Consider the following 26,300-nt stretch of genomic DNA (forward strand, 5'->3'; position numbering starts at 1 on the left):
TTTACACTTTCGTCCACATCGTCAGCGTCGACGTATCCTTTTGTAATTAGTTTTTCGAGCAGATTACGCCCCGATACGCCAAATATATCGGTTGCGACTGTACCAAGTTTCACGTTACTCATTTCCAAGTATTTCTGGATGCGGTTTTTTTCTGCAGTAAGGTTTCCTATACGTTTCTTACGAAGACGGCATAGATCGCGAAGTTCTCGCAAGTCTTCGCAAGGTACAAAACTCGGCTCAATTAAACCGACCCGAAGCAACTTCGCAATCCATTCTGCATCACTTACATCCGTTTTCCGACCGGGGACATTTTTGATGCGATGAGCATTGGCAAGCGTCATGTCAAAGTAACCTTCCAAGATGTTGTACACCGGTTTCCAGTAAATTCCGGTGCTTTCCATGGCTACATGGCTTATCGACTTCGCCTCAAGCCACTTTAATAATTCAAACAAGTCTTTGGTCATCGTTCCGAACGTACGCGTCTCACTTTCCACTCGCCCATCTTCGCCAGTGATTAATGCGCAAGCTACTATTGTTTCCTGATGAACGTCCATTCCCACACATTGTGGGTACAATACTTCCATGTAACCGACTCCGATACTAAATGATCTCATGGTGAGGATGGGCTCGAGCTTTACTATTTTTCTGTTCGCAGTCACCTGAATGGGCAGTTCAGGGCTAGCAGGGAGTTGTTCACTGAACCCGTCCTTACAGTTTTCGTAAAGGGGTCAAACCACCATTAATCCTAACGTAGTATTTCACCATGGTGTTACAAGTATGGAGCGGTAAACATTACTGTAAACACATGCTGCTCATTTTCATGCTGGAGTTGTGCCTGAAAGGAAAGAAGACATGACTGTTTTCGTACAAAAACGGCTCATTTTCATCTTAAGCGGGCATATATATACGATTTTTCGTATAAAACGCAAACTTCGAGCAACTATATGCGCCTCTTTATACGATTTTTCGTACAAAAACGGCTCATTTTCATCTTAAGCGGGCATATATGTACGATTATTCGTATAAAACGCAAGCTTCGAGCAACTATATGCGCCTCTTTATACGATTTTTCATACAAAAACGGCTCACTTTCACCTTAGGCGGGAATATATGTGCGATTTTTCGTACAAAAACGGCTCATTTCACCTTAGGCGGGGATATATGTACGATTTTTCGTATAGAGCCGTTAGCGGTTGGGATGGACACGGATACAAATGTAAGGGACCTATTGGACCGGTAGAGCGACAATTTCTTGGTTTTTCCGGCGTTGGAGACCGCTAAGAGTACACAAAGGCCATGTCCGTTAGCTGATTCCGATACCCATTCAGGTAATGGGGAGGACCAGCAACGTTACCTCGGGAACGTTCAACTAGTCACTCGTTCAAGCTGAAAGCCGTCTCTCCACTCACCAAGCCGTACTGCTCTCTCTCTATACAAAAATAAAGCCGGCAAGCACGCTGCTCGCAACACGAGCGGCTTGCTTGCCGGCTTGGACAGACCGGTATTCCTTCCTTGGCTTCATCGAGCCCCAAGCACGCACAGAGGCATTCCTATGCTGACTTGAGTCCACGGCGATCCGCTTCTAGCCTTCCAATGATTGGACGGCCGGTTCCCCCTCGGGAAGCTCCATCGTAACACGGCCGAGCTTGCCTGCCCGCAGCTCGCGCAGTATCGCAAGCGATGCCTTCTCCAGATCGACCCGCCCGCCGCTGATCAGCGCTCCGCGTTTCCGGCCCACTTCCTCCATCAGCTCGACGACCGCATCCGTATCCGACGGATCCTCCGGAAGCTTCTCCACCCCGAAGCGCTCCTTCAAGGCGACGGGATAATGTGCGACCAGATAGCGCATAGCGAACAAGGCGATTTCTGCGGTATCCAGAATTTCTTCCTTGATCGCGCCCGTGGCCGCCAGGCGGAAGCCGACCGTCTGATCCTCGAACTTCGGCCACAGGATGCCGGGAGTGTCCAGCAGCTCCATCTCCGTGCCTACTTTGATCCACTGCTGGCCCTTCGTTACCCCCGGCTTGTCGCCCGTTGCGGCAATCTTGCGGCCGGCCATTTTATTGATCAAGGTCGACTTGCCGACATTCGGTATACCGACGATCAGTCCGCGCATCGTGCGCGGTTTCATCCCCTTGCGCAGCTGGGCTTCAATCTTGGCGGAGAGCAGCTGCTTGCTCCGCTGGATAATTTCGCGTGACGGATTGCCGCCTACCGCATCGATCGGTACCGCCTCCAGCCCTTTCTCCGCGAAATATTCGATCCAGCGGCGCGTTGCCTCCGGATCTGCCAGATCGCTCTTATTCAGCAGTACCAGCCTGGGCTTTTGCTGCAAAATCTCATCGATCATGGGATTTCGGCTCGACAGCGGAATCCGCGCATCAAGCAGCTCGATCGCCACATCGATCAGCTTCAGCTTGTCTTGAATCTGACGACGGGCCCTTGTCATATGCCCCGGAAACCATTGTATAGACATGTGGAATGCTCACCTCACTTTTATATGAAGTCAGCCTAACCCACAGATTAGTGGATCAGGCTGATTTTGTTGAGCGGCCAGTAGATGACATCCGCTCTTCCTACGATCTTTTCGAACGGAACGAAGCCAACGCGGCTGTCCCGACTATCCAAGCTGTTCGAGCGGTTATCGCCCATGGCGAACAAGCTGCCTTCAGGAACGGTCTGCTCCGCAAAGTTATTGAGACGGTTGTAAGGAGTGCCTCTCTTGGCCGCTTCCTCAAGCACGGATTGCAAATATTCTTCCGAGATTTGCTTATCGTTTACGAATACCTTATCTCCCTCGACGCGCACCTTGTCTCCAGGCAGCGCGATTACGCGCTTGATGTAATCCCGTCCGTCCGGAGCATGGAAGACGATTACCTCTCCGGCCTTCGGCTCTGCAAATCTATATAGAATTTTGTTAACGATCATTTTTTCACCGGTATAAAAGTTAGGCTCCATCGACGGACCATCCACGACGAACGGAGAACAAATCAGCCAGCGGATCAAGATGACGAGCACGGCGGCAATCAGCAGCGCTTTTGCCCATTCCCAAGCTTCATTCTTGATGCTAGTCGCTTTTTTAACGGTTTGTTGCTGCTCTTGCTCCTGCTCCATCAGCTTCCTACCCTTCGCACCATTATGCTAAAGAAAACGAACGGGGGCTTGATAACCAAGCCCCCGGTGTCCATTCTATCGGATTTCTTGAATTCTCGCTGCTTTACCGCGAAGACCGCGCAGATAGTAGAGCTTCGCGCGACGAACTTTACCACGGCGAGCCACTTCAATCTTGTCAATTTTCGGAGTATGCAATGGGAACGTTCTTTCAACGCCGACACCGTAAGAAATTTTTCTTACTGTGAATGTTTCGCTGATGCCGCCGCCGCGACGTTTAATAACAACGCCCTCGAACAGCTGAATACGTTCGCGCGATCCCTCGATAACCTTAACGTACACTTTCAAAGTGTCGCCGGCACGGAAATTCGGAATGTCGCTGCGAAGCAGTTCCTTTGTAATCTCTTGAATCAAACTCATGGATGACTCCCTCCTTCCACACAGGTGTTCTTGCCGCTTCTCCAGATGCCTGTCTTGTCAATAGTCACGCGCAGAGGACCACCGTACTCGTGGCGAATGCCACAACGTTAGATATCATAGCATAAATCAAATTGAAACTCAACTGAAACTATGAAAAAAATAGGAGACCATTCGATTGCCTTATCCGTGTTCGATTGAAGCCCCGCGAATGCTCGTCATTACTCCTCCGAGCCGGGGGCTCCGCCCTACTTGTCCTCCTGCTGGAATTCCGCCAGCCACTTGCGGTCCTGCGCCGTCAGCTCGATACGTTCCAGCAGCTCCGGGCGCTTCCTCCAGGTACGATACAGCGATTGTTTTCGTCTCCACTGGTCAATATGGGCATGATTGCCCGAGATCAGCACATCGGGTACATCCCAGTCCCGGAATTTGGCCGGCCGCGTATAGTGGGGATATTCCAGCAGGCCCGTACTGAATGAATCCGTAACCGCAGACGTCTCGTTGCCGAGCACTCCAGGCAGCAGCCTGACAACGCTATCGATAACGACCATCGCAGGCAGCTCTCCGCCGGTCAGCACATAATCGCCGATCGATATCTCGTCAGTAACCAAATATTCGCGGATACGCTCGTCATAGCCCTCATAATGGCCGCAAACAAAGATCAGATGGCGTTCCTGAGACAGCTCCTCCGCCTTCTTCTGCGAGAACGGTTCCCCTTGCGGGCACATCAGGATAACCCGGGGCTTCGTCTGTTCATCCACAGGCCTTATATCTTCAACGGCCGCAAAGATCGGCTCTGCCTTCAGCACCATGCCTCCGCCCCCGCCGTACGGGTAATCGTCAACCGTATTATGCTTGTTGTTCGAATAATCCCGAAAGTTAACCGTATTCAGCTCAACCAGGCCCTTTTCCTTCGCCTTGCCCAGAATGCTCGAATGAAACACCCCATCGAACATCGCAGGAAACAAAGTCAGCACGTCGATTCTCATAGGTCAAGCAAGCCTTCCATCAGACGAACCGTAACCTTCTTGTCCTTTACGTTTACATCAAGCACTACTTCATCGATGTACGGGATCAGCAGCTCCTTGCCTTGCGGACGTTTGATTACCCATACATCGTTGGCGCCGGGGGACAAAATTTCCTTGATCTCCCCCAGTACCTCCCCTTCCTCAGTAACGACCGAGCAGCCGATAATCTCGTGATAATAATATTCATCCTGATCCAGCTCAGACAAATACTGCTCTTCCACCTTCAGCAGCCAGCCTTTATACTTCTCAACCTCGTTGATATTACCGAATCCTTGGAATCGAATAATAAACATGAGCTTATGCTCCCGCGCCGACTCTACCGTCACCGGCAGCTTAGCTCCCGAATTCGGATCAACGAATACGAGTTTGCTATTCTTCGCAAACCGCTCGGCCGGAAAATCCGTCTCGGAAACCACCTTCAGCTCTCCACGGATTCCGTGCGTATTCACTATTTTACCAACCGTATACAGCTTATCGCTCATAGTACTTTTTATGCCTCCTTGCTGGCCAATGAGAAAAGAGTTAGGAAGCATCTCCTAACCCTCATCTTTTCCATTATGATACGATCTCAACCGAAACGCGTTTCGATTCTTTCACTGCAGCAGATGTGACTACCGTGCGAAGCGCCTTCGCGATTCGCCCCTGCTTGCCGATCACCTTCCCGACATCGGAAGGGTGAACGGACAGCTCGAACGTAATGCTGCGGTCGTCTTCTACGATATTCACACGTACATCCTCCGGATGATCGACGAGCGCCCTGGCAATTACAGATACAAGATCTTTCATCGGGATCGGACCCTCCCAATCTCACAGATTACTTCTGCAGTTTGGATTCGTGGAATTTCGTCATAATGCCAGCTTTGCTGAACAGACTGCGAACCGTATCGGAAGCTTGAGCACCAGTTTGAAGCCATTTCAGTGCTTTCTCTTCATCAATATTTACAATGGCTGGTTGTGCAACCGGATTGTAAGTACCAATTTCCTCAATAAAGCGGCCATCACGCGGGGAACGGGAATCCGAAACCACTACGCGGTAGAAAGGAGCTTTGTGAGCGCCCATACGCTTAAGACGAATGCGAGTTGCCATATTAAAAATTCACCTCCCTAGTAAGATAAACCAGAACGTTTAGAACGGAAATTTCATCCCGCGACCCATTTTCTTCAGCTGCTTCATCTGCTTGGCGCCCTTCGGCCCCATCATGCCGGAGAATTGCTTCATCATCTTGCGCATTTCGTCGAACTGCTTGATGAAGCGGTTCACATCCTGTACCGAGTTGCCGCTGCCCGCTGCAAGACGCTTACGGCGGCTTGGGGACAACAGGTCCGGATTTTGCCTTTCTTCCTTGGTCATCGACTTGACGATGGCCGCTACGCGGGACATCTGCTTGTCGTCGACCTTGACATCCTTCATTCCCTTGATCTTGCCTGCTCCTGGCAGCATATCGAGCAGTTGATCAAGCGGGCCGAGCTTCTTGACTTGCTCCATCTGCTCCAGGAAATCATCGAAGGTGAACTCCGCCTGCCTGAGCTTGCGTTCCATCTCCTTAGCCTTGTCCGCATCGATACCGGCCTGCGCCTTCTCGATCAGAGTCAGCATATCTCCCATACCGAGTATCCGGGAGGCCATCCGCTCCGGGTGGAACGGCTCAAGGGCATCCATCTTCTCGCCCATCGCCGCGAACTTAATCGGACAGCCGGTAACCGCCTTGACGGATAATGCAGCCCCGCCGCGCGTATCGCCGTCGAGCTTCGTGAGCACGACGCCCGTCAGCTGCAGCTGCTTGTGGAAGCTATCGGCCACATTCACGGCGTCCTGCCCTGTCATCGCATCCACGACGAGCAAGATCTCATCCGGCGATACAGCCTCGACGATCTGCTTAAGCTCATCCATCAAGCTCTCGTCGATATGTAATCGGCCTGCCGTATCGATGATCAGATAGTCGTGATGCTGGTCCTTAGCTTGTTGAAGCGCCTGCTTGGCGATCTCGACCGGGCTTACTTTATCGCCGAGCGAGAAAACCGGCACCTTCAGCTGCTCGCCGAGAACCTGCAGCTGCTTGATCGCAGCCGGACGGTAGATATCGGCCGCCGCCAGCAGCGGACGGTGATTCTGCTGCTGCAGCATCTTGGCCAGCTTGCCTGTCGTCGTCGTCTTCCCTGCGCCCTGCAAGCCGGCCATCATGATAACGGTAGGCGGCTTGTTCGCTTTAGCCAGCTTGCTGTTCGTACCGCCCATCAAGGCAGTCAGCTCTTTATTTACGATATCGACGACAATCATGCCGGGAGTAAAGCTATCCAGCACTTCCTGGCCGATTGCCCGTTCCTTCACTTTGGCCACGAATTCCTTGACGACTTTAAAGTTGACGTCCGCTTCGAGCAGGGCCAGACGCACTTCGCGAAGCGCCTCGTTAACGTCGTCCTCGGTCAGCTTCCCTTTGCCTCTCAGCTTGCTGAATACACTCTGAAGCCGGCTGGATAATCCTTCGAATGCCATCCGTGGTCACCACCTTCAAGGGAATAATTCTTTACCTCAGCAGTCAATCCAACGCCTGCAGCCTGTCCGCCAGCTCCTTCAGGGTCTTCCCCTGCTCGCCGGGCATCCCGCCCGCCAGCTCGTGCAGACTATGAAGCAGCTTCTGCCTCTGCTCATGCTTATCGAGCAGCCGCAGCTTGGATTCATACTCCTCGAGCACCGACTCGGCACGCTTGATATGCTCGTAAACGGCCTGCCGGCTAATATTGAATTCCGTTGCGATTTCGCCAAGCGAATAATCGTCGTGGAAATAATGCTTCATAAACGTTTGCTGCTTTTCCGTCAACAGCCGCTCGTAGAAGTCGAACAGCAGGTTGATCCGGTTTGTTTTCTGAAGGGCGCTTACTTCCGTCACTTTGCGTTACCCCCTTCGTTAAGGTAAATCCCTTGACACCTAAGCAACATCACCTATCATACAGAATCAGGCATAGGATGTCAAGTCTTTCTCCTTGTCAGCTATAGCCCTCGGCATTCAGTACTGCTTATCGGCCTCGGCTATCCACTTATTGAAGAGCGCGTGCACGAACTGGTCGGAGTCAAATGGCTGCAGATCGTCCTGCTTTTCCCCAAGACCGACAAACTTGACCGGCAGCTTAAGCTCTTGGCGAATAGCAACGACTATGCCGCCTTTTGCCGTTCCGTCCAGCTTGGTCAGCACGAGACCTGTCAGGCCCGACTTCTCGTCGAACAGCTTCGCCTGCATCAAGGCGTTCTGGCCTGTCGTGGCGTCGAGCACCAGCAGCACCTCGTGAGGAGCATCGGGCACTTCGCGGCGAATGACGCGGAAAATTTTGTTCAGCTCCTCCATCAGGTTCACCTTATTTTGCAGCCGTCCCGCTGTATCGCAGAGCAGCACGTCGGCGCCGCGCGACTTGGCCGCCTGCAGCGCGTCGAACATCACTGCGGCCGGGTCGGAGCCCGCTTGCTGCTTGATGACGTCTACGCCTACCCGGCGTCCCCATTCTTCAAGCTGCTCGATCGCGCCAGCGCGGAAGGTGTCGCCGGCCGCCAGCATAACCTTCTTGCCTTGCGATTTGAGCAAATGAGCCAGCTTGCCGATCGTCGTCGTTTTGCCGACGCCATTGACGCCGACAAACAGAATAACCGTCAAACCGGCATCCGCCATGTTGAGGCCCGCCTGCTCGTCGCCCTTGAGGAGAGCGATGATTTTCTCCGACAGGATGGGCTGCAGCTCACTCGGACTTTCAATTTTACGCTTGCGCACTTCGGCACGCAGCTCTTCAATCAGCTTGAGCACCGTGTTCACGCCTACGTCAGCGCCGATCAGAATTTCCTCTAGCTCTTCGTAGAATTCCTCGTCAATTTTTTTGCGTCTGGAAAACAAGTCATCCACACGCTCGATGAACACATCGCGCGTCTTGGCAAGACCTTCCTTGAACTTATTTGTTACCTCTTCCGTCTTCGAGGAAATGCTTTCTTTCAACCGTTTAAAAAAATTCATCCGCCATCACTGCCTTCATCTTTGAATTTATCTATGAACCCGGGGGGGAATATGCCTGCCCGGGCCCTGAATTTCCTAACTTTAGCCTGCCTCCATCACGGCATCGTCCTCTTCCAGTCGTACGGACACAAGCTTGGATACGCCGCCTTCCTCCATCGTCACGCCATAGAGCACATCGGCCTCTTCCATCGTTCCTTTGCGGTGAGTAACGACGATGAACTGGGTTTGCTCCGAGAACTCGCGCAAATATTCGGCAAAGCGCGTCACATTGGCTTCATCCAGCGCCGCCTCGACTTCATCGAGCACACAGAAGGGAACCGGTTTAACCCGGATAATGGAGAACAACAGCGCGATAGCAGTAAGCGCCCGCTCTCCTCCGGAGAGCAGCTGCAGATTTTGCAGCTTCTTGCCCGGCGGCTGTGCGACGATCTCGATGCCCGTATCGAGCAAATTATCGGGCTCGGAGAGGATGAGATCCGCCCGCCCGCCGCCAAACAGCTTGGCGAACACGATTACGAAATGAGAGCGAATCGCATCGAACGTCGTACGGAATCGCTTGGCCATCTCCTCATCCATCTCGCGAATGACGCCGTACAGCGCTGTCTTGGCTTCCACCAAATCATTCTTCTGCTCCGACAAGAAGGTAAAGCGCTCGTTCACGCGCTGGTACTCTTCGATGGCGCCCAGGTTAACCTCGCCGAGAATAGCGATTTCGCGCTTGAGGTCCCGCACCAGATTTTGAGTGCCGAGCACGTCCTCCGGCACCGGATAACGTTCCTTAGCGCGCTCGTAGCTAAGCTCGTAATCATCCAGCAGCTTCTTCAGCAAATTCTCCAGCTCCACGTCAAGCCGGTTCACCTTCACTTCCGTCTGCCTGAGCTGCTCTTCAATGCTGCGAAGCTGATTGCGCTGCTCGCGGGTTTTGTTCTCCTCCGCCTCTATCCTTGCATTCCAGCTTGCCCGCTCGGCCCGGTTCAGCTCCAGTTCCTCGGCTGCCTGCTGCTTCTTCAGCTTCAGGTCGTTCAGTTGCTCGATCTGGCGTATCGTCTCCTGATCATGATGCTCCATATCGTACTCCAGCTGGCGCAGGGACTCCCTGCATGTCTCCAGCTCTCCCGAAATCACATTCAGCTCGGCGACAACCCGGCGCTCCATCTCCTGCAGCGCTTGCTTGGCCTGCGACTGCGACGCGACCTGTACTTTAAGATCCGTCATCTGCGACTGCAGCTCCTCCTTGGCCGATTCGCTCGCCTTGCGGCGAATTTCGGCCTCGCGGATCGCCTGCTGCAAAGCCGCTTCTTCCTCCCGAAGCCGCTCCATCGCCGCCAGCGCCGCCTCCCGGCGACGCTGCAGGTCGCTGCGCTCCGCGCTCATCGACTCGTCATCGGCGCCATGAAGCGCAAGCTGCTCCGCCACCTGCCTGGACTCGCCCGCAAGCGGCTCCAGAGAGGCTCGGATCTGCTGCTCCTCGATCCGGCGCGCCTCCCCCAGCTCCCGCAGTTCGTCGAGCTGCTTGCCCGCGTCGCCGATCTCGCGCCGCATCGCATCGGCCTTAGCCTTATAGCTAGCCAGCTGTTCTTGAGATACGACGATTTCCTTATCCATCTCCTCGATCTGCCGCTGCCGGCTGAGCAAGCTCGTCGCCTTCCTCTGCTGGCTGCCGCCCGTCATCGAGCCCCCAGGGTTCACGACATCCCCTTCCAGCGTGACGACCCGGTACCGGTATTGAACGCGGGCTGCTATCTTGTTCGCCAGCTCCAGCGATTGGGCGATGATGACGTTGCCGAGGAGACTGCCGATGATCTGCCGGTATCGATCCTCGAACTGGACCAAATCGACCGCAATCCCGACGAACCCCTCCATGCTCTCGATACCCCGCTGTTCGCTTTCGGGGATCGAGCGTGCGCGGATGACGTCCAGCGGAAGAAAGGTCGCCCGGCCTAATTGACGACGCTTCAGGAAGCCGATCGCTTCTCGCCCGTGGGCCTCGCTTTGGACCACCACATGCTGAAGCGCACCGCCAAGCGCCGTTTCCATCGCCGTTTCCACATGGGCAGGCACCTTCACCAGCTCCGCGACCGCCCCGTGAATGCCTCGGAGATCCGCACGGTCCTTCGCCTTCAGTACTTCCTTAACCCCATGCATAAAGCCATCATAATCGCTGGCCATCTCATTCATCGTATCGCGCCGCGAGACCAGCGCCTCTATCTTCTGCTCCCACTTGCGCACAGCCGCCTGGGCCTCTTCCGAGAGCGCCTGCTTCTCCCGTACGCCTTGACTAAGCTCCAGATACCGGTTGCGCGCCTCTTGAATGCCCGCCAATGCCTTGTCCAGTCTCTTCTCCAGCGCGGACTTGCGGGCCGCGATGCTCTCCTGCTGATCGAGCCACTTACGGTTTTCGTCGCCCAGCCGATCCAGTCTCCGGCCAAGCGCCTCAAGCTGCTGCTCGGTATACCGGGCTTCGTTGCGAGCATTAGCCGTCTGGTTCAACACCTCGAGCAGCTCGCCCTTCAGCCGGTCCTCCTCCGCGCTGCTGATGCCGCCGGACACCCCGAGCAGACGGTCTTCCTCCGCCTTCAACTGCTGCTGAACTCCGGCCAGCTGATCGGCAACCACGCGCAGCTTCTCGCGAGCTTCACCGAGCTCAGCCTCCTTCTCCGCCATTCGGCCTTCCAGCTGCCGGGAATTGATCTGCAGTTGAGCGCGATTGGCGGAGTAATTTTTTTTCCGCTCCTTAAGCACCTCTCCCTGCCCTTCGCATTTCTCGAAGTCTTCGCTGATCTGCAGCAGCTTGCCCTGAAGCTCCTCGATCGCTTCCTCCTTACGGCGAAGCTCCCACCGATCCGTCTCCAGCTGCGCATCATGCGCGCTGACGAAGCCCGACAGCTCGAGCTGCGATTCCTTGAGCTTGTCCAGACGTTTGTTCGTCTCCTCCCAGGTCTGGTAGATCTGCTCGATCTGATACACATACATGGCGATCTCGCTGGACTTGAGCTCCTCCTTCAATTCCTTGAAGCGGATCGCTTTCTCGGACTGGGTGCGCAGCGGGTCCAGCTGATCCTCCAGCTCCGACACGAGATCGTGAATCCGCAGCAGATTCTGCTCGGTCTCCTGCAGCTTTTTTTCCGTTTCTTTCTTGCGCGATTTATATTTGACGATCCCCGAAGCTTCCTCGAAAATGCCCCGGCGCTCCTCTGATTTCGTGCTCAAAATCTCTTCGATCCGGCCTTGCCCGATAATCGAGTACGCTTCCTTCCCGATTCCGGTATCCATGAACAGCTCCGTGATATCCTTCAGACGGCAGGACTGCTTATTTATCAGATATTCGCTCTCGCCGCTGCGATGTACTCGCCTGGTGACGGTGACTTCCTGATAATCCAGAGGCAGAGACTGGCTGGCGTTGTCCAAAGTCAAGGATACTTCCCCGTAGTTCACGGCTTTGCGGGCATCGCTTCCTGCAAAAATAACGTCCTGCATATTGCCCCCGCGCAAGCTCCTTGCACTTTGTTCCCCGAGCACCCAGCGGATCCCGTCGGAGATGTTGCTTTTACCGCTGCCGTTCGGACCTACAACTGCCGTGATGCCCTGGACGAATTCCAGCTCCGTGCGGTCCGCAAACGACTTGAAACCCGACAGCTCAATACGCTTCAAAAACAAGTTGACTCACCTCTTAGCGCTATTGTATCATATCCGCCGCCCCGCGTAGAGCGTGCTTTTGTCTTCCGCTCAGCGCAAAAAGAAGCGGCGACCGATGGCCGCCGCCTGCTTCTCTTCCGCTATGATTTGGGCGCCCGAACCTTTAACGTATCCAGGGCGCCGGCGGCGGCATGCTGCTCCGCCTCTTTTTTGGAACGCCCCGTACCTTGCCCGAGTCGCTGATCGAACAAAAATACCTCCGCGATAAATTCGCGCTCGTGCGCGGGTCCACGCTCGTCGACAATCTTGTATTCGAGCGGCCCCATATTGTGCTGCTGGGTAAACTCCTGCAGGAGGGTCTTAAAATCCGCCGTCAGCAAGCGTCCCTGCTCAGGCAGCCGCGGAAACATGTGGGCGCTCAGAAAATCCCGCACGACCTCAAGGCCCTGGTCCAGATACAGAGCGCCAATGAACGACTCGAACACATCGGCCAGCAGCGCTGGCCGCGTTCGACCTCCGGTTAGCTCCTCGCCTTTGCCTAGCAGCACATACAAGCCGAATTCGAGCTGCTCGGCAAAACCGACAAGCGACGGCTCGCAGACGATCGAGGCACGCAGCTTGGTAAGCTCCCCTTCTGAGCGATCCGGGTATTTATTATACAAAAATTCGGATACCGTAAGCTCAAGCACCGCATCCCCTAGAAATTCAAGTCGTTCGTTATCCCTGTGATGCCCCATCCGATGCTCGTTCACATAGGAGGAGTGAGTAAATGCTTGCTTGAGCAGCTCGGGATTGCGGAACGGGATGGACAAGTCGGTCTGCAATTGCTTTAAATTCCGATGCATGGCGATCACCTTCGTGTCAGCTGATGGTTCCAGGGGGCTTCTCCACCCCCCGAAACATTGTGGTTAGTATAAGGCAGCCTTCATTAACTTATGCTTTTTATGCTTCGTATTTCTTCATAATTACGGTGGCATTATGTCCGCCGAACCCAAATGAGTTGGACATGACGATGTTAAGATCCGCCTCGCGCGGCGTATTCGGCACATAATCCAGATCGCATTCCGGATCCTGATTATCGAGGTTGATCGTCGGAGGAATAACGCCATGCTTCAGCGCTAGCGCACAGATCAGCGCTTCAACCCCGCCGGCAGCGCCGAGCAGATGGCCCGTCATGGACTTCGTCGAGCTGACCGCGAGCTTGTAAGCGTGTTCCCCGAAAGCCTGCTTAATAGCCGTCGTCTCCGACTTGTCGCCCACCGGAGTTGACGTGCCGTGGGCATTGATATAATCAATCGCCTCGAACGGTATACCGGCGTCCTTGACCGCCTTCACCATACAGCGGGCTGCGCCGTCCGGATCCGGATCGGTCATATGATGGGCATCCCCGCTCATCCCGTATCCGATGACTTCGCCATAGATGCGCGCACCGCGCTTCTGGGCATGCTCCAGCGACTCCAGAATCAGAATACCGGCGCCCTCTCCCATCACGAAGCCGTCGCGTCCGGTATCGAACGGTCGGCTTGCCTTCTCCGGCTCGTCATTGCGAGTCGACATGGCGCGTAGCGCGCAGAAGCCGGCAACGCCGGTCGGGCTGATCGTTGCTTCCGCACCGCCGCAGATCATAACATCCGCGTCGCCCCTCAGGATCGTTTTGAACGCATCGCCGATGGAATGAGTGCCTGTAGCACAGGCCGTGACAGCCGTGCTGTTCGGACCCTTGGCTCCGGTAATCATCGAGATTTGACCGGCTCCCATGTTGGCGATCATCATCGGGATGAAGAACGGACTTACGCGCTTCGGCCCTTTCTCCAGCAATATTTTATGCTGCTCTTCCCAGGTCGACAAACCGCCGATGCCGGAGCCTACATAGACGCCGACACGCTCGGGGTCCGTCTGCTCGCGGATATCCAAAGCGGCATCCTTCAGAGCGTTCATCGTTGCCGCAACGGCAAACTGAACGAAGCGGTCCATCCGGCGCGCTTCCTTCTTGTCTACATAGTTCTCAACCACAAAATCTTTAATCTCTGCAGCGATCCGCGTCGGATATTCGCTCACATCGAACGATTCAATGTTGCTGACTCCTGACTTGCCTGCAAGCAAGTTCGACCAGAACGTTTCCACATCTTGGCCGATGGCGGACATCACGCCAAGACCGGTAATCACGACTCTCTGCTTCACTCGATACCCACCTCTATGAATACGGCTTAGCGGCGGCCGGTCCTAAGCCCAAAGCAGCCGCTGTCGCCAGAATATACTACTTCATGTCATGCAACGATCCATCTGAAGGCCGCCAAGGCCCTTAAATGGACTGGATATGGAGATAAGTCCCGTCACTGAACAGCATAACGGGACTTATACGTCTTACGTATGAGATTTTATGTACTCAACTACTTGACCTACAGTAGCGATTTTCTCTGCGTCTTCATCAGAGATTTCCATATCAAACTCATCTTCCAATTCCATAACCAATTCCACAACATCGAGAGAATCGGCACCTAAATCATCTTTAAACGATGCTTCCAGGGTCACTTCCGCCTCATCGACGCCAAGACGGTCTACTACGATCCGCTTTACGCGATCTACAACGTCGGACATCCGGTTCACCTCCTCTTTGGTATTATACTGAACTTATGGACAAATTGCCATAGCTAGTGTGCCAGGCGGGCAAAAATGTATCAGCGCGTCCGCAGCGGGCTGCGAACGAGCTTCCACGCGGGGCCTTGCGCCCAAGAGACCCCCGCGTAATTTGCCCGGAAGGACCTGCTACATATACATGCCGCCGTCAATATGAATCGTCTGGCCGGTCATATAGCCGGCATCCTCGGATACGAGGAAGCGGACGGCCTTCGCAATATCTTCGGGCTGTCCAAGGCGGGCAAGCGGGATTTGCTTAAGCAGCCCGTCGCGCAATTCCTCCGACAGCTTGTCGGTCATATCCGTCTCGATGAAGCCCGGGGCTACGCAATTCACGTTGATGCCGCGCGAAGCCAGCTCCTTGGCCGCCGCCTTGGTCATGCCGATCACGCCAGCTTTGGCCGCCACGTAGTTGGCCTGCCCGGGATTCCCCAGCGCGCCTACCACAGACGAGATGTTGACGATGCGGCCCGAGCGCTGCTTCATCATCGGCCGGGTCGCTGCTTTCACGCAGTTGAACACGCCCTTCAGGTTCGTCTCGATCACTTGATCGAACTCCTCTTCCTTCATGCGCATGATCAGATTATCCCGCGTAATCCCGGCGTTGTTGACCAGGATATCGATCCTGCCGAATGCCTCGAGCACCTGCTTGAACATATCCTCGACTTCCTGAACCGAGCCCACGTTGGCCCGAATCTTGAAGGATCGGCGTCCCAGCGCTTCAATCAGTCCCACGGTCTCCGCTGCGGCAGACTCGCTGCCGGCATAGTTGACGACTACGTCGGCTCCCGCCTCCGCAAGCGTAACCGCGATGGCCCGGCCGATGCCGCGCGATGCGCCCGTTACGAGCGCCACTTTCCCTGTAAGCATTTCATTTCCCTCCCGAGGCGGAAAGTCTGACAAGAGGTTCTCCCCTGAAGACTCTCACGTGTGAGTTACTGCGCCGTGGCAAGCTGGAACTGCTCGAGCGCTTCCAGACTATTGATCGAATGCACCTTCACGCTGCGGTCGATCTTTTTGATCAAGCCGGCCAGCACGCTGCCGCTCCCGAACTCAATAAACGTGTCTACACCTTCGGCGATCAGGTAGGCTATGCTATCCTCCCACAGTACCGAGGAATGCACCTGATCGACCAGCAGGCGACGAATCTCGTCAGGCTCCTGCACAGGTTTGGCGTTAGCATTGGCGATAACCGGCACGGACGCGCGATTCATCTCCACTTGCTGCAGAACGGCTGCGAGCCGCTCCGAGGCCGGACGCATCAGCGAGGAGTGGAACGGCCCGCTGACTTCAAGAGGAATGACGCGCTTGGCGCCGGCCGCTTCTTTCCCCTGCTCGACGATAGCTTGTACCCCTTCGACGCTGCCGGAGACGACAATTTGACCCGGACAATTCAGGTTCGCCAGCTCGACCGGGGTTCCGCCTGCGCTGATGCGAGAGCAAAGCGCCTGAAGCGGTTCGCGATCCGCACCGAGGACAGCTGCCATAGCTCCCTGACCGCTCGGTACAGCCGATTCCATAAACTCGCCCCGAGCCCGGACGGTGCGTACGGCGTCGCCGAAGCTGAGTACTCCCGCCGCCACCAAGGCGCTGTATTCGCCCAGGCTGTGTCCGGCGACATAGTCGGGCTGCAGCGCATATTTAGCCTGGAACCGCTCGAGATAAGCAATGCTCGTCGTCAGCAGCGCCGGCTGCGTGTTCGCAGTTGCCTTCAAGTCCGCTTCCGGCCCTTCCAAAATAATGCGGCTGATCGGAAAGCCGAGCGCTTCATCCGCCTCGTCATACCGTCGCTTGGCCGCAGCGTCCGACTCGATTAAATCTTTCCCCATGCCCACGGCCTGAGCGCCTTGACCGGGAAATACGAATGCCACTTTACCCATAACCGTCAACCTCCTGCCAGTTCTCTCTCTCTTACCAAACCAATACGGAGGCTCCCCAGGTCAATCCTCCGCCGAAACCGACGAGCACCACGGAGTCGCCGTCCTTGACCCGGCCTTGCTCCACAGCCTCCGCCAGAGCAACCGGGATCGAGGCCGCCGACATATTGCCGTACTTATCTACATTGATCATGCACTTGTCAGCCGATAGGTCCAGCTTCTGCAGCGACGACTGAATAATGCGGATATTCGCCTGATGCGGAACGAGCAGGTCGATATCGCCCTTCTCCATGCCGGCCTTACGAAGCGCCTCCTCCGCTGCATTTCCCATGATGCGCACCGCGAATTTGAATACCTCGGAGCCCGCCATATAGATGTAATGCCCTTTGCCCGCGAGCGTCTCCGGCGTGGCCGGACAGCGCGAGCCGCCAGCAGCGACCTGCAGCAGCGGGCCGCCCGATCCGTCCGCGCCCAGCTCGAACGACTTGAAGCCGCGTCCTTCTTCTACTTGGCCCAGCACAACCGCTCCCGCGCCGTCTCCGAACAGAATGCATGTATTGCGATCCGTATAGTCCGTAATCTTCGATAAGCATTCCGCGCCGACCACCAGTACATGCTTGTACATGCCGGTGGCGATAAAGTTGGAGCCGGTCGCAAGACCGTATATAAATCCGGAGCAGGCTGCAGACAGATCGTATGCTGCCGCTTTCTTCGCTCCCAGCTTGTCCTGCAGGATACAGGAGACCGATGGAAACGCCATATCCGGCGTTATCGTCGCGACGATGATCAGGTCCAGCTCCTCCGGACTTACGCCTGCCGCCTGAAGTGCGGCGAGCGAAGCCTCATAAGCGAGATCGGAAGTAGCCTGCTCCGCAGAAGCGAGCCGACGTTCCCGGATCCCCGTCCGAGTGACGATCCATTCGTCATTCGTCTCAACCATTTGTTCCAGTTCCTGATTCGTTAACACACGATCAGGCACATACTTGCCGGTACCGATAATGCCTACAGGCAGTAAACTCATATTAGGACCTCTCGCTTCCATTGCTGATTTCTGCGCGTATGCCGCCGATCAAGTCGCTCTGGACGGCAATACGCGCCTGCCTTACCGCATTCTTTACTGCCAAGGCGCTGGAAGAGCCGTGGCTCTTGAGCACAAGCCCGTCCACCCCAAGAAGCGGTGCTGCGCCATGCTCATTGTAATCCATCTTATTGCGGAACTTGCCAAGTCCCTTCTTCACGGTGGCTGCTGCCAGCTTCGTATACCAGGTGCGCGTAAATTCTGCCTTGAGCGCAGAGAAGATGACCGAAGCCGCTCCCTCGAGAGACTTCAGCATAATATTCCCGGCGAAGCCGTCGCAGACAATGACGTCGCATGGCTTGCTCAGCACATCGCGCGATTCCACGTTACCGATGAAACGTACGGGCGCCTGCTCCAGCAGCGGGTATGCCGCCTTCGTCAGTTCATTTCCCTTCATCGCTTCCGTCCCCACGTTCAGAAGCCCGACCTTGGGCTCCCGGATGCCGTGCACTTTGCTGCGGTAAATGCTGCCCATGATCGCATACTGGACGAGCTGCTCCGGCGTGGCGTCCATGTTTGCGCCCAGATCCAGCGCCAGCACGCCCTCCCCGTCCATCGACGGCAGCATGGGAGCAAGCGCTGGCCGCTCGATTCCCTTCATCCGCCCGACGACGAGCAGACCGGCTGTCATCAGCGCGCCGGTATTGCCTGCCGAGATCATCCCGTCCACCGCACGCTCCTTCAGCATGCGTCCGGCTACGACCATCGAGGCGTCCTTCTTGCGGCGGACCGCCTTCACCGGCTCATCGTCCGCTTCAATCACCTCCGACGCGTGGACTACCTCCACATTCGCCGGCTTCCGGCCCTGAAACAGCGGTTCGATTCGGGCATTGTCGCCCACGAGCACGACGGTCGTATCCGGCCATTCGGCCGCTGCCAGCAGCGCACCCTCCACCGTGGCCTGCGGCGCGTGGTCCCCGCCCATCGCGTCAATCGCTATCCGCATGCAGGTCTCCTCCTTCGGAGCGTTCTTTGCTCGCATGATAAATAATGAAATTCCCTTGAAACACCATCTCTTCGCCTACGTAAGTGAAAACCTCCACCTTCGCCTTGCCTTTGGAAATGGAGCGGACATAAGCTTTGGCTATGCACTTCTCCGCAAGCCGGACAGAGCGTACGAACCGGATGTCCGCCGCTGCCGTCAGCGCAACCGAATCGTTGATCAGCGCGACGGCAAGCGAGTTGGCCTGAGAGAAAATATGATGGCCGCGCGCGATCTTCGTCCGGGAGAAGACATGCTCCTCCTTAATCTCAAACATGGAGATGCCGCTCTTATCGAGCTGCAGGTCGATGACGTCTCCGATGACCTCATGCAGAGGCAGCGAACGGACCTGATCATAGGACTGTTCGGCCATCAGCTTCATCCGCTCGCGAAGCTCGGGGATTCCCAGCTCCAGTCGATCCAGACGAATAGTCTGTATACTGACCTGAAAAAGCTTGGTCAGCTCCTCATCCGTAATGAACGGATTTTCTTCTATCGCTTTGGCCAGCTGCTGCTGGCGCTGCCGTTTGGGAAGGCGTTCGATCGCGAGCACCACCTTTTACCGTTTCAAACTGCTTCTGTCCAGATCCTTATGTAGCCAATCTATGAACTGACACTATATCTTATGACCAAGTCATAACGAAAAGTATACTGGATTCTGAAGCAAAAGGGAAGCGGAAAGCGGGGAAAACCGAGTCGCTCCGCTAGCACTTTCTGCGAAGATAGGTATAGAACCCGGACTAAACCCCGTCATTAATAAAGATGATATGACAAAAAAGACAAAAAAATAGCACTCAAGCCGAAGGGCGAGCACTATCTCTTTGACCTTGTATGAAATTACTGATTGATGATCTCTCTGCTCTTGTACGTGCCGCAAGATTTGCACACGCGGTGAGCCAATTTCATTTCGCCGCAATGGCTGCATTTCACCATACCCGGTACTTCCAATTTAAAGTGAGTCCGACGCTTGTCACGGCGTGTTTTGGACGTTCTCCTTTGAGGTACTGCCATATTTCCCACCTCCTTCAACGAATTCACGCGTACGGCGCCCCGTCCTACTCGTTCTTGAATAAATCTGCAAGACCTGCCAGACGCGGGTCGATCTTGTCCGTTCTGCAGCCGCACTCCCGCTCGTTACGATCGGTACCGCAGGAGGGGCACAAGCCTTTGCAATCTTCTTTGCATAGAGGAATGTACGGAAGCGAGAACATGACGCTCTCAGCCAGAAACGGCTTGAGCTCGATGCGGTCGCCCGACACGTACAGGACATCGTCAGCATCCTCGTCCTCTTCGTCCGGTTCTTCCGCCGCGTTCTCCTCGCCCTTCACAAACGTTTCATGAAAAGGAATCTCCACATGATCGTGAACAGCCGTCAGACAGCGGGAGCAGGAAAGCTCCACGTCCAGCTCCAGGTTGCCTTCCACCACGGCCGCGCCATCGACATCGCGCGCTTCGAGCTGCACGCTTAGCGGTCCGTACCCGGTTAGGCTTCCATCCTTGGGCAGCACGTCCGTCAGGTCTTCTTGACCCTCCAGCTTCAGCAGCCCTTTCGACGACAATTCCTTCCAATGTATAAACATAGTTATCACCCCAAACAAACAAAGATTATTATATCGATTAGTCTTACCTTTTGTCAACATTTTCACTTCATGATATAGTGATGAATCATAGGCCATTGACTGCGAAATGTCAATATGCGGAGGAATTATCCATGCGGACCGTCGGTCTCATCGTTGAATACAACCCGTTACATAACGGACATCTCTACCATTTCCAGCAGTCCAGGCAAGCTGCGGACGCCCAGGCCGTAGTCTGCGTGATGAGCGGCCACTTCCTTCAGCGAGGCGAGCCTGCCCTGGCGGACAAGTGGGCGCGCGCCGAGATGGCGCTGGCGATGGGCGCGGATCTCATACTTGAGCTGCCCGTCGCCTATTCGTCGCAGCCGGCCGAATGGTTCGCTTACGGAGCGGTCGCCACGCTGGAGGCTACCGGCATCGTGGACAGCCTCTGCTTCGGCAGCGAAAGCGGGGATCTTGGCGAGCTTGACGCAGCCGCCGCCTTGCTGCAGGAGGAGCCGCCGGCGTTCCGGGAGGCCCTCGCCGAAGAGCTGGCCGGGGGAGCTCCTTACCCGGCAGCCTACAGTGCAGCCGTGGCCCGGCTGCTGCCCGGCACCGACAAAGCCGAGCTGGCCAAGCCGAACAATACGCTCGGCCTTCATTATCTGATCGCGCTCCGGCGTCTTGGCAGCGCGATCCAGCCGTTGACCATCCGCCGCACCAAGGCGGAGTACAGTCAGGCTGAGGTGACGGACGCTCGGATCGCCAGCGCGACGGCCTTGCGCAAGCTGCTGCTGGAGAAGGGCACGCTGGATGAGATTCGGCCGTACGTGCCGGAGGCGACAGCGCGCATCCTGGAGCGCGAATGGCATGCAGGCCGTGCTCCGGTCCACTGGGAGCTGTTCGCCAAGCCGCTGCTGCAGAGACTGCTCACGCAAACGCCCGAGCAGCTCGCGTCGATCGCGGAAGTGACCGAAGGGCTGGAGCATCGCATACGCGCCGCGCTTGGCAGCTGTGTCCCGCCTCATACTCCTGTCGTCGATACGCTGCTGGGACAGCTGAAGACAAGACGGTACACCCGCACCAAGCTTCAGCGGATGCTGCTTCGCATATTGCTCGGCCATACCAAGGAAGAGCTTAGCGCCGACAAGCTCGCCCGCGGGATTTCGTACATTCGCGTGCTGGGCTTCAGCGAACGCGGACGCGGACTGCTGAAGCAGATGAAATCAAAGGCGAAGGTGCCCGTCGTCACCAAAGTCACGACCTCGCCTTCGCCTTTCCTGGAGATGGATATTCGCGCCACGTCCGTCTATTCGCTGGCCTTCCCCGAATCGTCGGCCCGCGACTGGCTGCGCGATTATTATGAACCGCCCGTCCGAACGGAAGAGGCGCCGGCTTCTGCGACGGACGATCAGGAAGCCTTGGGGGCCAGCTCCGCCAAATAGCGGAGCGCGTCCTCCACGGTGCCTACCGGCACGATCTTCATGCTCGTACCGATCTCCTTGCCGCGCTCCACGGCGGCGGAATAGTTAGGTATCGTAGCGCCGTTAGCCGCTTTGGCATCCTTCGGGGCGAAAAAAATCTCCGCTCCCGCCCGGTCCGCCGCAACGACCTTGTGCAGGATGCCTCCGATGACGCCCACCTTTCCGTCCGGATCGATCTCCCCGGTTCCTGCGATCCGATGTCCCTTGGTCAGGTCCTCCGGACTAAGCCGATTCATGATCTCCAGCGTAAACATCAGCCCGGCGGAGGGTCCGCCTATTTCGCCCGCCTGGATCGTGACCTGATGCTCCGGCTTGTCCGGCTGCACGCTGTGCACCTCAGCCGGCGCAATCCCAAGTCCTACGCGTCTGGCCGACGCCTCCACCTTCTCTTGATCCGGCAGAACAGCCAAAGCGATCTCCCGCGTTCTCGTCACATCCCCTCGTTTAAAGCCTACCCGTGCCGTGTCCCCGGCTTTTTTATTCTGAAGCGCCGCCCGCATCTCGTCATAAGTATGGATAGGCTTGCCTTCCAGCTCTACGATGGTATCTCCCGCTTGAAGCTCGCCCGCTGCCGGAAACCCAGGAAATACCTGCAAAACCACGACGGCATCCTTTCGGATGTGATAGGGAATGTGCAATTGGTTATATGCCGCTTGGATCGCATCCGCCTGCGACGTATGCATCACGATTTCTTGACGCTGGGAGTACTCCGCTTGGGTTTCGTTGTTTTTCAGCAGATCCTTCTTCGCTCTCAGCTCCTGATACGGCGTGAGGAAAGACATCATATACGCTGCCAGGTTAACTTCGCTTAATTGAACGGTCGTCAGCATGAACTGTCCCTTGTCCTCGCCGGCCGGCTCCTTGACCTGCACCATAGGCGCAAGCACCTCCGCCGTCCCCGGCTTGAGAATGTAATACGGCATCGGAACAAAATAAACGACGTATAAGAGTAAAATAGCCGCGAACACCGAAAATACGATGCGCGACGCTTTTTTTATGTGTCCGGTATCTTCCATAGCTCTCCCACCTCTGTCTGCACCGACTTCCGATTTGCCCTCTTGCCCTAGCGTACGCGCCACAGGTCTATTCCATGCAATCGGCGCGTAAACATGTACCAATCTGACAAGCCGGAGGGATTCGGATGCCCCGCTTATCCGCCCTGATCTCCCCCAGGCTGGCCACCTTTCTGCTCGGCGCCGGAGCTCTTGCCCTCGTGGTCAGCATCATTGCGTTCCCCGACCAAGCCTTCCGATCCTCGCTGCAAGGGCTGCATCTTTGGTGGAAGCTCGTCTTTCCCGCTCTGCTGCCGTTCCTGATCCTGACCGAGCTGCTCCGCGGCCTTGGCCTGATGCACGGGTTCGGCGTATTGCTGGAGCCGCTGTTCCGTGCGCTGCTGCGCATCCCCGGCATCGGGGGCTTCGTCATAGCGGTCGGCTTCACCGCAGGGATGCCGGCCGGGGCCGCCGCCGTCAGCGCGCTTCGTTCCAATCGCCAGCTGACGCGCGAGGAAGGCGAGAGGCTCCTGGCCGCCTCTCACCTGCTCAGTCCGGTTATTCTGATCAGCGTCGTCGGCGTGGGCTTTCTTAATAGCGCACCCGCCGGGCTGGCGCTCGCGGTCATCCATTATGGCACCGCCTTGATCCTCGCGGTCGTCCACCGTTTGAGGCTGCCGGCCCCTGCCGATAAGACCTATTCTGCCCGCCCAAATGCCGGTGTGTTCCGGCGTTTCTTCTCGGCATGGGAAGAAGCGCGAGAACAGGATGGCCGAACATTCGGCAAACTGCTCGGTGATGCCGTAGTCTCAAGCGTACAGCAGCTTTTCGTGATCGGCGGCTTCATGATGATGTTTTCGTTGATTCTTCAGGCCATTACGTTGACCGGCTTGGTCGAAGCGGCGGCGTCCTTCCTGCTGGCCTGGAGCGATGGAGCGCTGTCCGATCTACTAAGCCCGATACTTGCCGCCTCCGTCGCCGGGCTATTCGAGCCGCATCTGGGCGCCTACGCCCTTACCCGGCTGCTAGCTCCCGGAACGGAAGGCGGCCTCCCGTGGGGCATCGCTGCGCTCAGCGCTTTTCTAGCCTGGGGCGGCCTCTCTTCCCATGCTCAGGTGCGAAGCCTAACGGCCGCGACAGATCTACGCTTCTCGCGCTTCGTGCTGGCGCGTCTGCAGCACGGAGGCATCGCCTATATCGCGACCCTGCTGGCCTGGCATCCGCTATATGCGTATTTCGGCCGCCCTGCGGCCATCTCCGCCTGGGCCCCCTCGCTAGCTCAAAACCACAGCTGGCTGATGGAGCAACACCGCTGGTGGCCTTTTATCAGCCCGATGATGCTGCAGTTCGGCAGCACTCTGCTCGCCATGCTTCTGCTGTCCATTTTTGCGGCTTTCTTATTTCACCGGGGCCGCAAATCCTCCAAGTAGCCCTTACTCACTGCGCTCTTCGCCGTATTTCTCATGAAGCGCCTGCTCTACGACCGGTGGAACCAAATCGCCAACCGGTCCTTGGAAGCGGGCGATTTCTTTGACAATGCTAGAGCTTAGATAAGAGAACTGCGGGGAGGACGTCATAAAGAACGTCTCGATGTCCTCGCACAGCTTGCGGTTCGTAGACGCCATTTGCAGCTCATATTCGAAGTCGGAAACCGCTCGGAGTCCTCTGACTATCAAATGCGCATCCTTTTGCTTCATATAATTAATGAGCAGATCGCGGAAGCTATCGATCTCGACATTGGGCAGATCCGCCGTCGCGTGCCGCAGCAGCTCCATCCGTTCCTCTACCGAGAACAGCGGGTTCTTGCTGGTGTTATTCAATACAGCCACGATCAGCTTATCGAAAACATGAGCCGCCCGGTGGATAATATCCAAATGCCCGTTCGTTACCGGATCGAAGCTGCCCGGGTACACCGCAATCGTATAACGCCGTTCGGCCGGCTTATTCGTGATTTCCATCGGCAAGGTCATCTCCTTCTCTCTTTATCCGCCCATGCGGAACACGGTTATGGTCGTATCTCCATATTCCGCCCGGCGTATCGGCACCAGCTCACCGATCGGCTCTCCATAGTGATCGTCGGTATCGTGCTCCACAACCACCCTCGCCCCTTCCGTCAACAGCGCCTCGCCTGCAAGCTCCTCCAGAAGCTCTTGAATCACCTTTAACCGGTAGGGCGGGTCCACAAACACCAGATCGAAGGCATGCTCCCGCTTCGCCAGCGCCTTCAAAGCTCTTAGCGCATCGTTGCGGTATACCTCGGCTCGATCCTCGAAGCCTGTCGCCTTCAGGTTCATCCGAATCGTATCGATCGCTTTTTTGTCCATATCCGTCAATACCGCCCGCTGCATCCCGCGGCTAAGCGCCTCAATGCTCAGGCCGCCCGTTCCCGCAAACAGATCAAGCACGAGGCCCCCGTCAAAATACGGGCCGATCATACTGAATATGGCTTCCTTCACTTTATCCGTGGTGGGCCTTGTCCCCATCCCCGGCACCGCTTTGAGCGTCCTGCCTTTGGCGCTGCCCGAAATTACCCTCATGTTCGTGCATCCTTCCTTCTTCTAGCTGAATACCGTTATCGTACCATAAAGAGGAAACGTTGCACAAAGCGATGCGAAAAAAATGTGCGGCGCATGTATAGCTTTCCGTAATTTCGGCTATCCTACCATTATCGACATCCGAAAATGTCGTAGATAACCGCGGAGAAGGCTTACGTTCCCCATAAGCTCTTCGTCCGGTTTCTCCTCTCCCATGAATTTGGACCTCGTCGCGAGACGGGGTCCGATTTTTTATGGGTATTAAGGATGCTTTGGATCCGTGCCTCTTTTAATGCGCCCTTCCCCTCGTAAAAAGCAAACCGCCAGCCACGAATATCGCATATAGAATTAGGTTAAATCCGACTCCCAGCCATAGCGAGTCGTTGAATAGCAGTGCATTGAAAAAAGCAACGACATGAACGCGAAGTGACGGAATCGCCGTTCCGATCGGAATGAACGCAATGAGCAGCGCCCACATCAGCCAGCCCACAGGGTGGTAATAACCGGAGCTCAACATACTCAGAAGCGCCATTGCCATCAAGTAAAAGGCCGTTTGATAAAGGATGGAGCCTGCAAAACCAAAATCGTTCCAATGAAAAGCTTCAATTAGATCAACAGCGCTGGAGTAATTTCCGAACACATGGACTTGAAGCACAACCCATAAAGAGTTGCATAAAGCGACTGCTGCCGCCCAGACGGCAAAAACGGTATGGATCCCCATAAAATACTGCTCCCGGCTTGCACCCAAGCTCACGATACGCTTGTAATAACTGAGCGGCAGCACAATAGCGAGAAGCGGCAATATGAGAATCAGCAGATTGCTTTCCGATAGACGGCTATCTCCGATGTTCTCTATAGTGAGGTTAACGATAAGCTCCGCCAGCCTTCCAAGCAGGATCAGAAAAATAACGCACCAGATATAAATCCTCATTTGCAAGTAAGTTGCCTTTACATGAACGGCCGCTGCACCCAA

28 protein-coding genes are annotated in these 26,300 nt (G+C 55.9%); 2 read left to right on the plus strand and 26 right to left on the minus strand.

Annotation, left to right across the window (positions count from 1 at the left end):
• The 22 genes from GSF01_RS19610 to GSF01_RS19715 form a co-directional block, all read right to left on the minus strand.
• Positions 1 to 584: IS110 family transposase (locus GSF01_RS19610; RefSeq protein ID WP_201305441.1), on the minus strand; the 584-nt coding region annotated here is incomplete at its 3' end.
• A gap of 998 nt (positions 585 to 1,582) precedes the next feature.
• A complete protein-coding gene (gene ylqF, locus GSF01_RS19615) occupies positions 1,583 to 2,476 on the minus strand; it encodes a ribosome biogenesis GTPase YlqF (protein WP_159886991.1) in 894 nt (297 codons plus the stop codon).
• A gap of 47 nt (positions 2,477 to 2,523) precedes the next feature.
• Positions 2,524 to 3,114 (minus strand): signal peptidase I, encoded by a 591-nt coding sequence (gene lepB / locus GSF01_RS19620; protein WP_159886992.1) that lies wholly within the window; start codon positions 3,112 to 3,114, stop codon positions 2,524 to 2,526.
• 75 nt (positions 3,115 to 3,189) lie between these two features.
• Positions 3,190 to 3,531, minus strand: coding sequence for a 50S ribosomal protein L19 (gene rplS, locus GSF01_RS19625; protein WP_159886993.1), 342 nt, complete (start codon positions 3,529 to 3,531; stop codon positions 3,190 to 3,192).
• Positions 3,532 to 3,776: 245 nt separating this feature from the next.
• The gene (trmD, locus tag GSF01_RS19630) at positions 3,777 to 4,517 is read right to left on the minus strand and encodes a tRNA (guanosine(37)-N1)-methyltransferase TrmD (RefSeq protein ID WP_159886994.1); all 741 of its coding nucleotides are present in this window, start codon (positions 4,515 to 4,517) and stop codon (positions 3,777 to 3,779) included.
• Entirely contained in the window at positions 4,514 to 5,038 is a 525-nt protein-coding gene (gene rimM / locus GSF01_RS19635) for a ribosome maturation factor RimM (protein ID WP_159886995.1), read from the minus strand. The genes trmD and rimM overlap by 4 nt, the downstream gene beginning before the upstream one ends.
• Positions 5,039 to 5,111: 73 nt before the next feature.
• Complete coding sequence (locus GSF01_RS19640; protein ID WP_159886996.1) at positions 5,112 to 5,342, minus strand: KH domain-containing protein; 231 nt, start codon at positions 5,340 to 5,342, stop codon at positions 5,112 to 5,114.
• Positions 5,343 to 5,370: 28 nt separating this feature from the next.
• Positions 5,371 to 5,643 carry a 30S ribosomal protein S16 gene (rpsP, locus tag GSF01_RS19645; protein WP_159886997.1) on the minus strand — a complete coding sequence of 91 codons (273 nt, stop codon included), beginning with the start codon at positions 5,641 to 5,643 and terminating at the stop codon, positions 5,371 to 5,373.
• Between the two features lie 39 nt (positions 5,644 to 5,682).
• Positions 5,683 to 7,050, minus strand: a complete 1,368-nt coding sequence (gene ffh / locus GSF01_RS19650) for a signal recognition particle protein (protein WP_159886998.1) — start codon at positions 7,048 to 7,050, stop codon at positions 5,683 to 5,685.
• Positions 7,051 to 7,093: 43 nt separating this feature from the next.
• Complete coding sequence (locus GSF01_RS19655; RefSeq protein ID WP_159886999.1) at positions 7,094 to 7,444, minus strand: putative DNA-binding protein; 351 nt, start codon at positions 7,442 to 7,444, stop codon at positions 7,094 to 7,096.
• A gap of 117 nt (positions 7,445 to 7,561) precedes the next feature.
• Positions 7,562 to 8,551 carry a signal recognition particle-docking protein FtsY gene (ftsY, locus tag GSF01_RS19660; protein ID WP_159887000.1) on the minus strand — a complete coding sequence of 330 codons (990 nt, stop codon included), beginning with the start codon at positions 8,549 to 8,551 and terminating at the stop codon, positions 7,562 to 7,564.
• Between the two features lie 81 nt (positions 8,552 to 8,632).
• Positions 8,633 to 12,208 carry a chromosome segregation protein SMC gene (gene smc / locus GSF01_RS19665; RefSeq protein ID WP_159887001.1) on the minus strand — a complete coding sequence of 1,192 codons (3,576 nt, stop codon included), beginning with the start codon at positions 12,206 to 12,208 and terminating at the stop codon, positions 8,633 to 8,635.
• A gap of 119 nt (positions 12,209 to 12,327) precedes the next feature.
• Positions 12,328 to 13,032, minus strand: a complete 705-nt coding sequence (gene rnc / locus GSF01_RS19670) for a ribonuclease III (protein WP_159887002.1) — start codon at positions 13,030 to 13,032, stop codon at positions 12,328 to 12,330.
• 97 nt (positions 13,033 to 13,129) lie between these two features.
• Entirely contained in the window at positions 13,130 to 14,368 is a 1,239-nt protein-coding gene (gene fabF, locus GSF01_RS19675; RefSeq protein ID WP_159887003.1) for a beta-ketoacyl-ACP synthase II, read from the minus strand.
• Positions 14,369 to 14,551: 183 nt separating this feature from the next.
• Positions 14,552 to 14,785, minus strand: coding sequence for an acyl carrier protein (gene acpP, locus GSF01_RS19680; protein WP_072334722.1), 234 nt, complete (start codon positions 14,783 to 14,785; stop codon positions 14,552 to 14,554).
• A gap of 168 nt (positions 14,786 to 14,953) precedes the next feature.
• Positions 14,954 to 15,694, minus strand: coding sequence for a 3-oxoacyl-[acyl-carrier-protein] reductase (gene fabG, locus GSF01_RS19685; protein ID WP_159887004.1), 741 nt, complete (start codon positions 15,692 to 15,694; stop codon positions 14,954 to 14,956).
• A gap of 65 nt (positions 15,695 to 15,759) precedes the next feature.
• Complete coding sequence (fabD, locus tag GSF01_RS19690; protein WP_159887005.1) at positions 15,760 to 16,704, minus strand: ACP S-malonyltransferase; 945 nt, start codon at positions 16,702 to 16,704, stop codon at positions 15,760 to 15,762.
• Between the two features lie 31 nt (positions 16,705 to 16,735).
• Positions 16,736 to 17,722 carry a beta-ketoacyl-ACP synthase III gene (locus GSF01_RS19695; RefSeq protein ID WP_159887006.1) on the minus strand — a complete coding sequence of 329 codons (987 nt, stop codon included), beginning with the start codon at positions 17,720 to 17,722 and terminating at the stop codon, positions 16,736 to 16,738.
• Between the two features lies 1 nt (position 17,723).
• Positions 17,724 to 18,725, minus strand: a complete 1,002-nt coding sequence (plsX, locus tag GSF01_RS19700; protein ID WP_159887007.1) for a phosphate acyltransferase PlsX — start codon at positions 18,723 to 18,725, stop codon at positions 17,724 to 17,726.
• Positions 18,709 to 19,317, minus strand: coding sequence for a transcription factor FapR (gene fapR / locus GSF01_RS19705; protein WP_159887008.1), 609 nt, complete (start codon positions 19,315 to 19,317; stop codon positions 18,709 to 18,711). Before fapR ends, plsX begins: the two co-directional genes overlap by 17 nt.
• Positions 19,318 to 19,598: 281 nt before the next feature.
• Positions 19,599 to 19,772 carry a 50S ribosomal protein L32 gene (gene rpmF / locus GSF01_RS19710; RefSeq protein ID WP_159887009.1) on the minus strand — a complete coding sequence of 58 codons (174 nt, stop codon included), beginning with the start codon at positions 19,770 to 19,772 and terminating at the stop codon, positions 19,599 to 19,601.
• A 44-nt stretch (positions 19,773 to 19,816) separates the two neighbouring features.
• On the minus strand, positions 19,817 to 20,341 hold the full coding sequence (locus tag GSF01_RS19715) for a YceD family protein (RefSeq protein WP_159887010.1): 525 nt from the start codon (positions 20,339 to 20,341) through the stop codon (positions 19,817 to 19,819).
• Positions 20,342 to 20,472: 131 nt separating this feature from the next.
• Here GSF01_RS19715 and GSF01_RS19720 point away from each other — a divergent pair, with 131 nt between their 5' ends.
• Entirely contained in the window at positions 20,473 to 21,762 is a 1,290-nt protein-coding gene (locus GSF01_RS19720) for a nucleotidyltransferase (RefSeq protein WP_159887011.1), read from the plus strand.
• On the opposite strand, the gene GSF01_RS19725 is transcribed toward GSF01_RS19720, so the two are convergent.
• Positions 21,729 to 22,817 (minus strand): SepM family pheromone-processing serine protease, encoded by a 1,089-nt coding sequence (locus GSF01_RS19725; RefSeq protein ID WP_159887012.1) that lies wholly within the window; start codon positions 22,815 to 22,817, stop codon positions 21,729 to 21,731. The two genes, GSF01_RS19720 and GSF01_RS19725, sit on opposite strands and share 34 nt — an antisense overlap.
• 125 nt (positions 22,818 to 22,942) lie before the next feature.
• Here GSF01_RS19725 and GSF01_RS19730 point away from each other — a divergent pair, with 125 nt between their 5' ends.
• Positions 22,943 to 24,223 (plus strand): nucleoside recognition domain-containing protein, encoded by a 1,281-nt coding sequence (locus GSF01_RS19730; protein ID WP_159887013.1) that lies wholly within the window; start codon positions 22,943 to 22,945, stop codon positions 24,221 to 24,223.
• A gap of 3 nt (positions 24,224 to 24,226) precedes the next feature.
• Here GSF01_RS19730 and coaD read toward each other — a convergent pair whose 3' ends face one another.
• The 3 genes from coaD to GSF01_RS19745 form a co-directional block, all read right to left on the minus strand.
• Positions 24,227 to 24,751 (minus strand): pantetheine-phosphate adenylyltransferase, encoded by a 525-nt coding sequence (gene coaD / locus GSF01_RS19735; protein WP_159887014.1) that lies wholly within the window; start codon positions 24,749 to 24,751, stop codon positions 24,227 to 24,229.
• A gap of 24 nt (positions 24,752 to 24,775) precedes the next feature.
• Entirely contained in the window at positions 24,776 to 25,330 is a 555-nt protein-coding gene (gene rsmD / locus GSF01_RS19740; protein WP_159887015.1) for a 16S rRNA (guanine(966)-N(2))-methyltransferase RsmD, read from the minus strand.
• 286 nt (positions 25,331 to 25,616) lie between these two features.
• Complete coding sequence (locus tag GSF01_RS19745) at positions 25,617 to 26,300, minus strand: hypothetical protein (protein ID WP_159887016.1); 684 nt, start codon at positions 26,298 to 26,300, stop codon at positions 25,617 to 25,619.

Source organism: Paenibacillus puerhi (assembly GCF_009846885.1).
Lineage (GTDB): Bacteria > Bacillota > Bacilli > Paenibacillales > NBRC-103111 > Paenibacillus_G > Paenibacillus_G puerhi.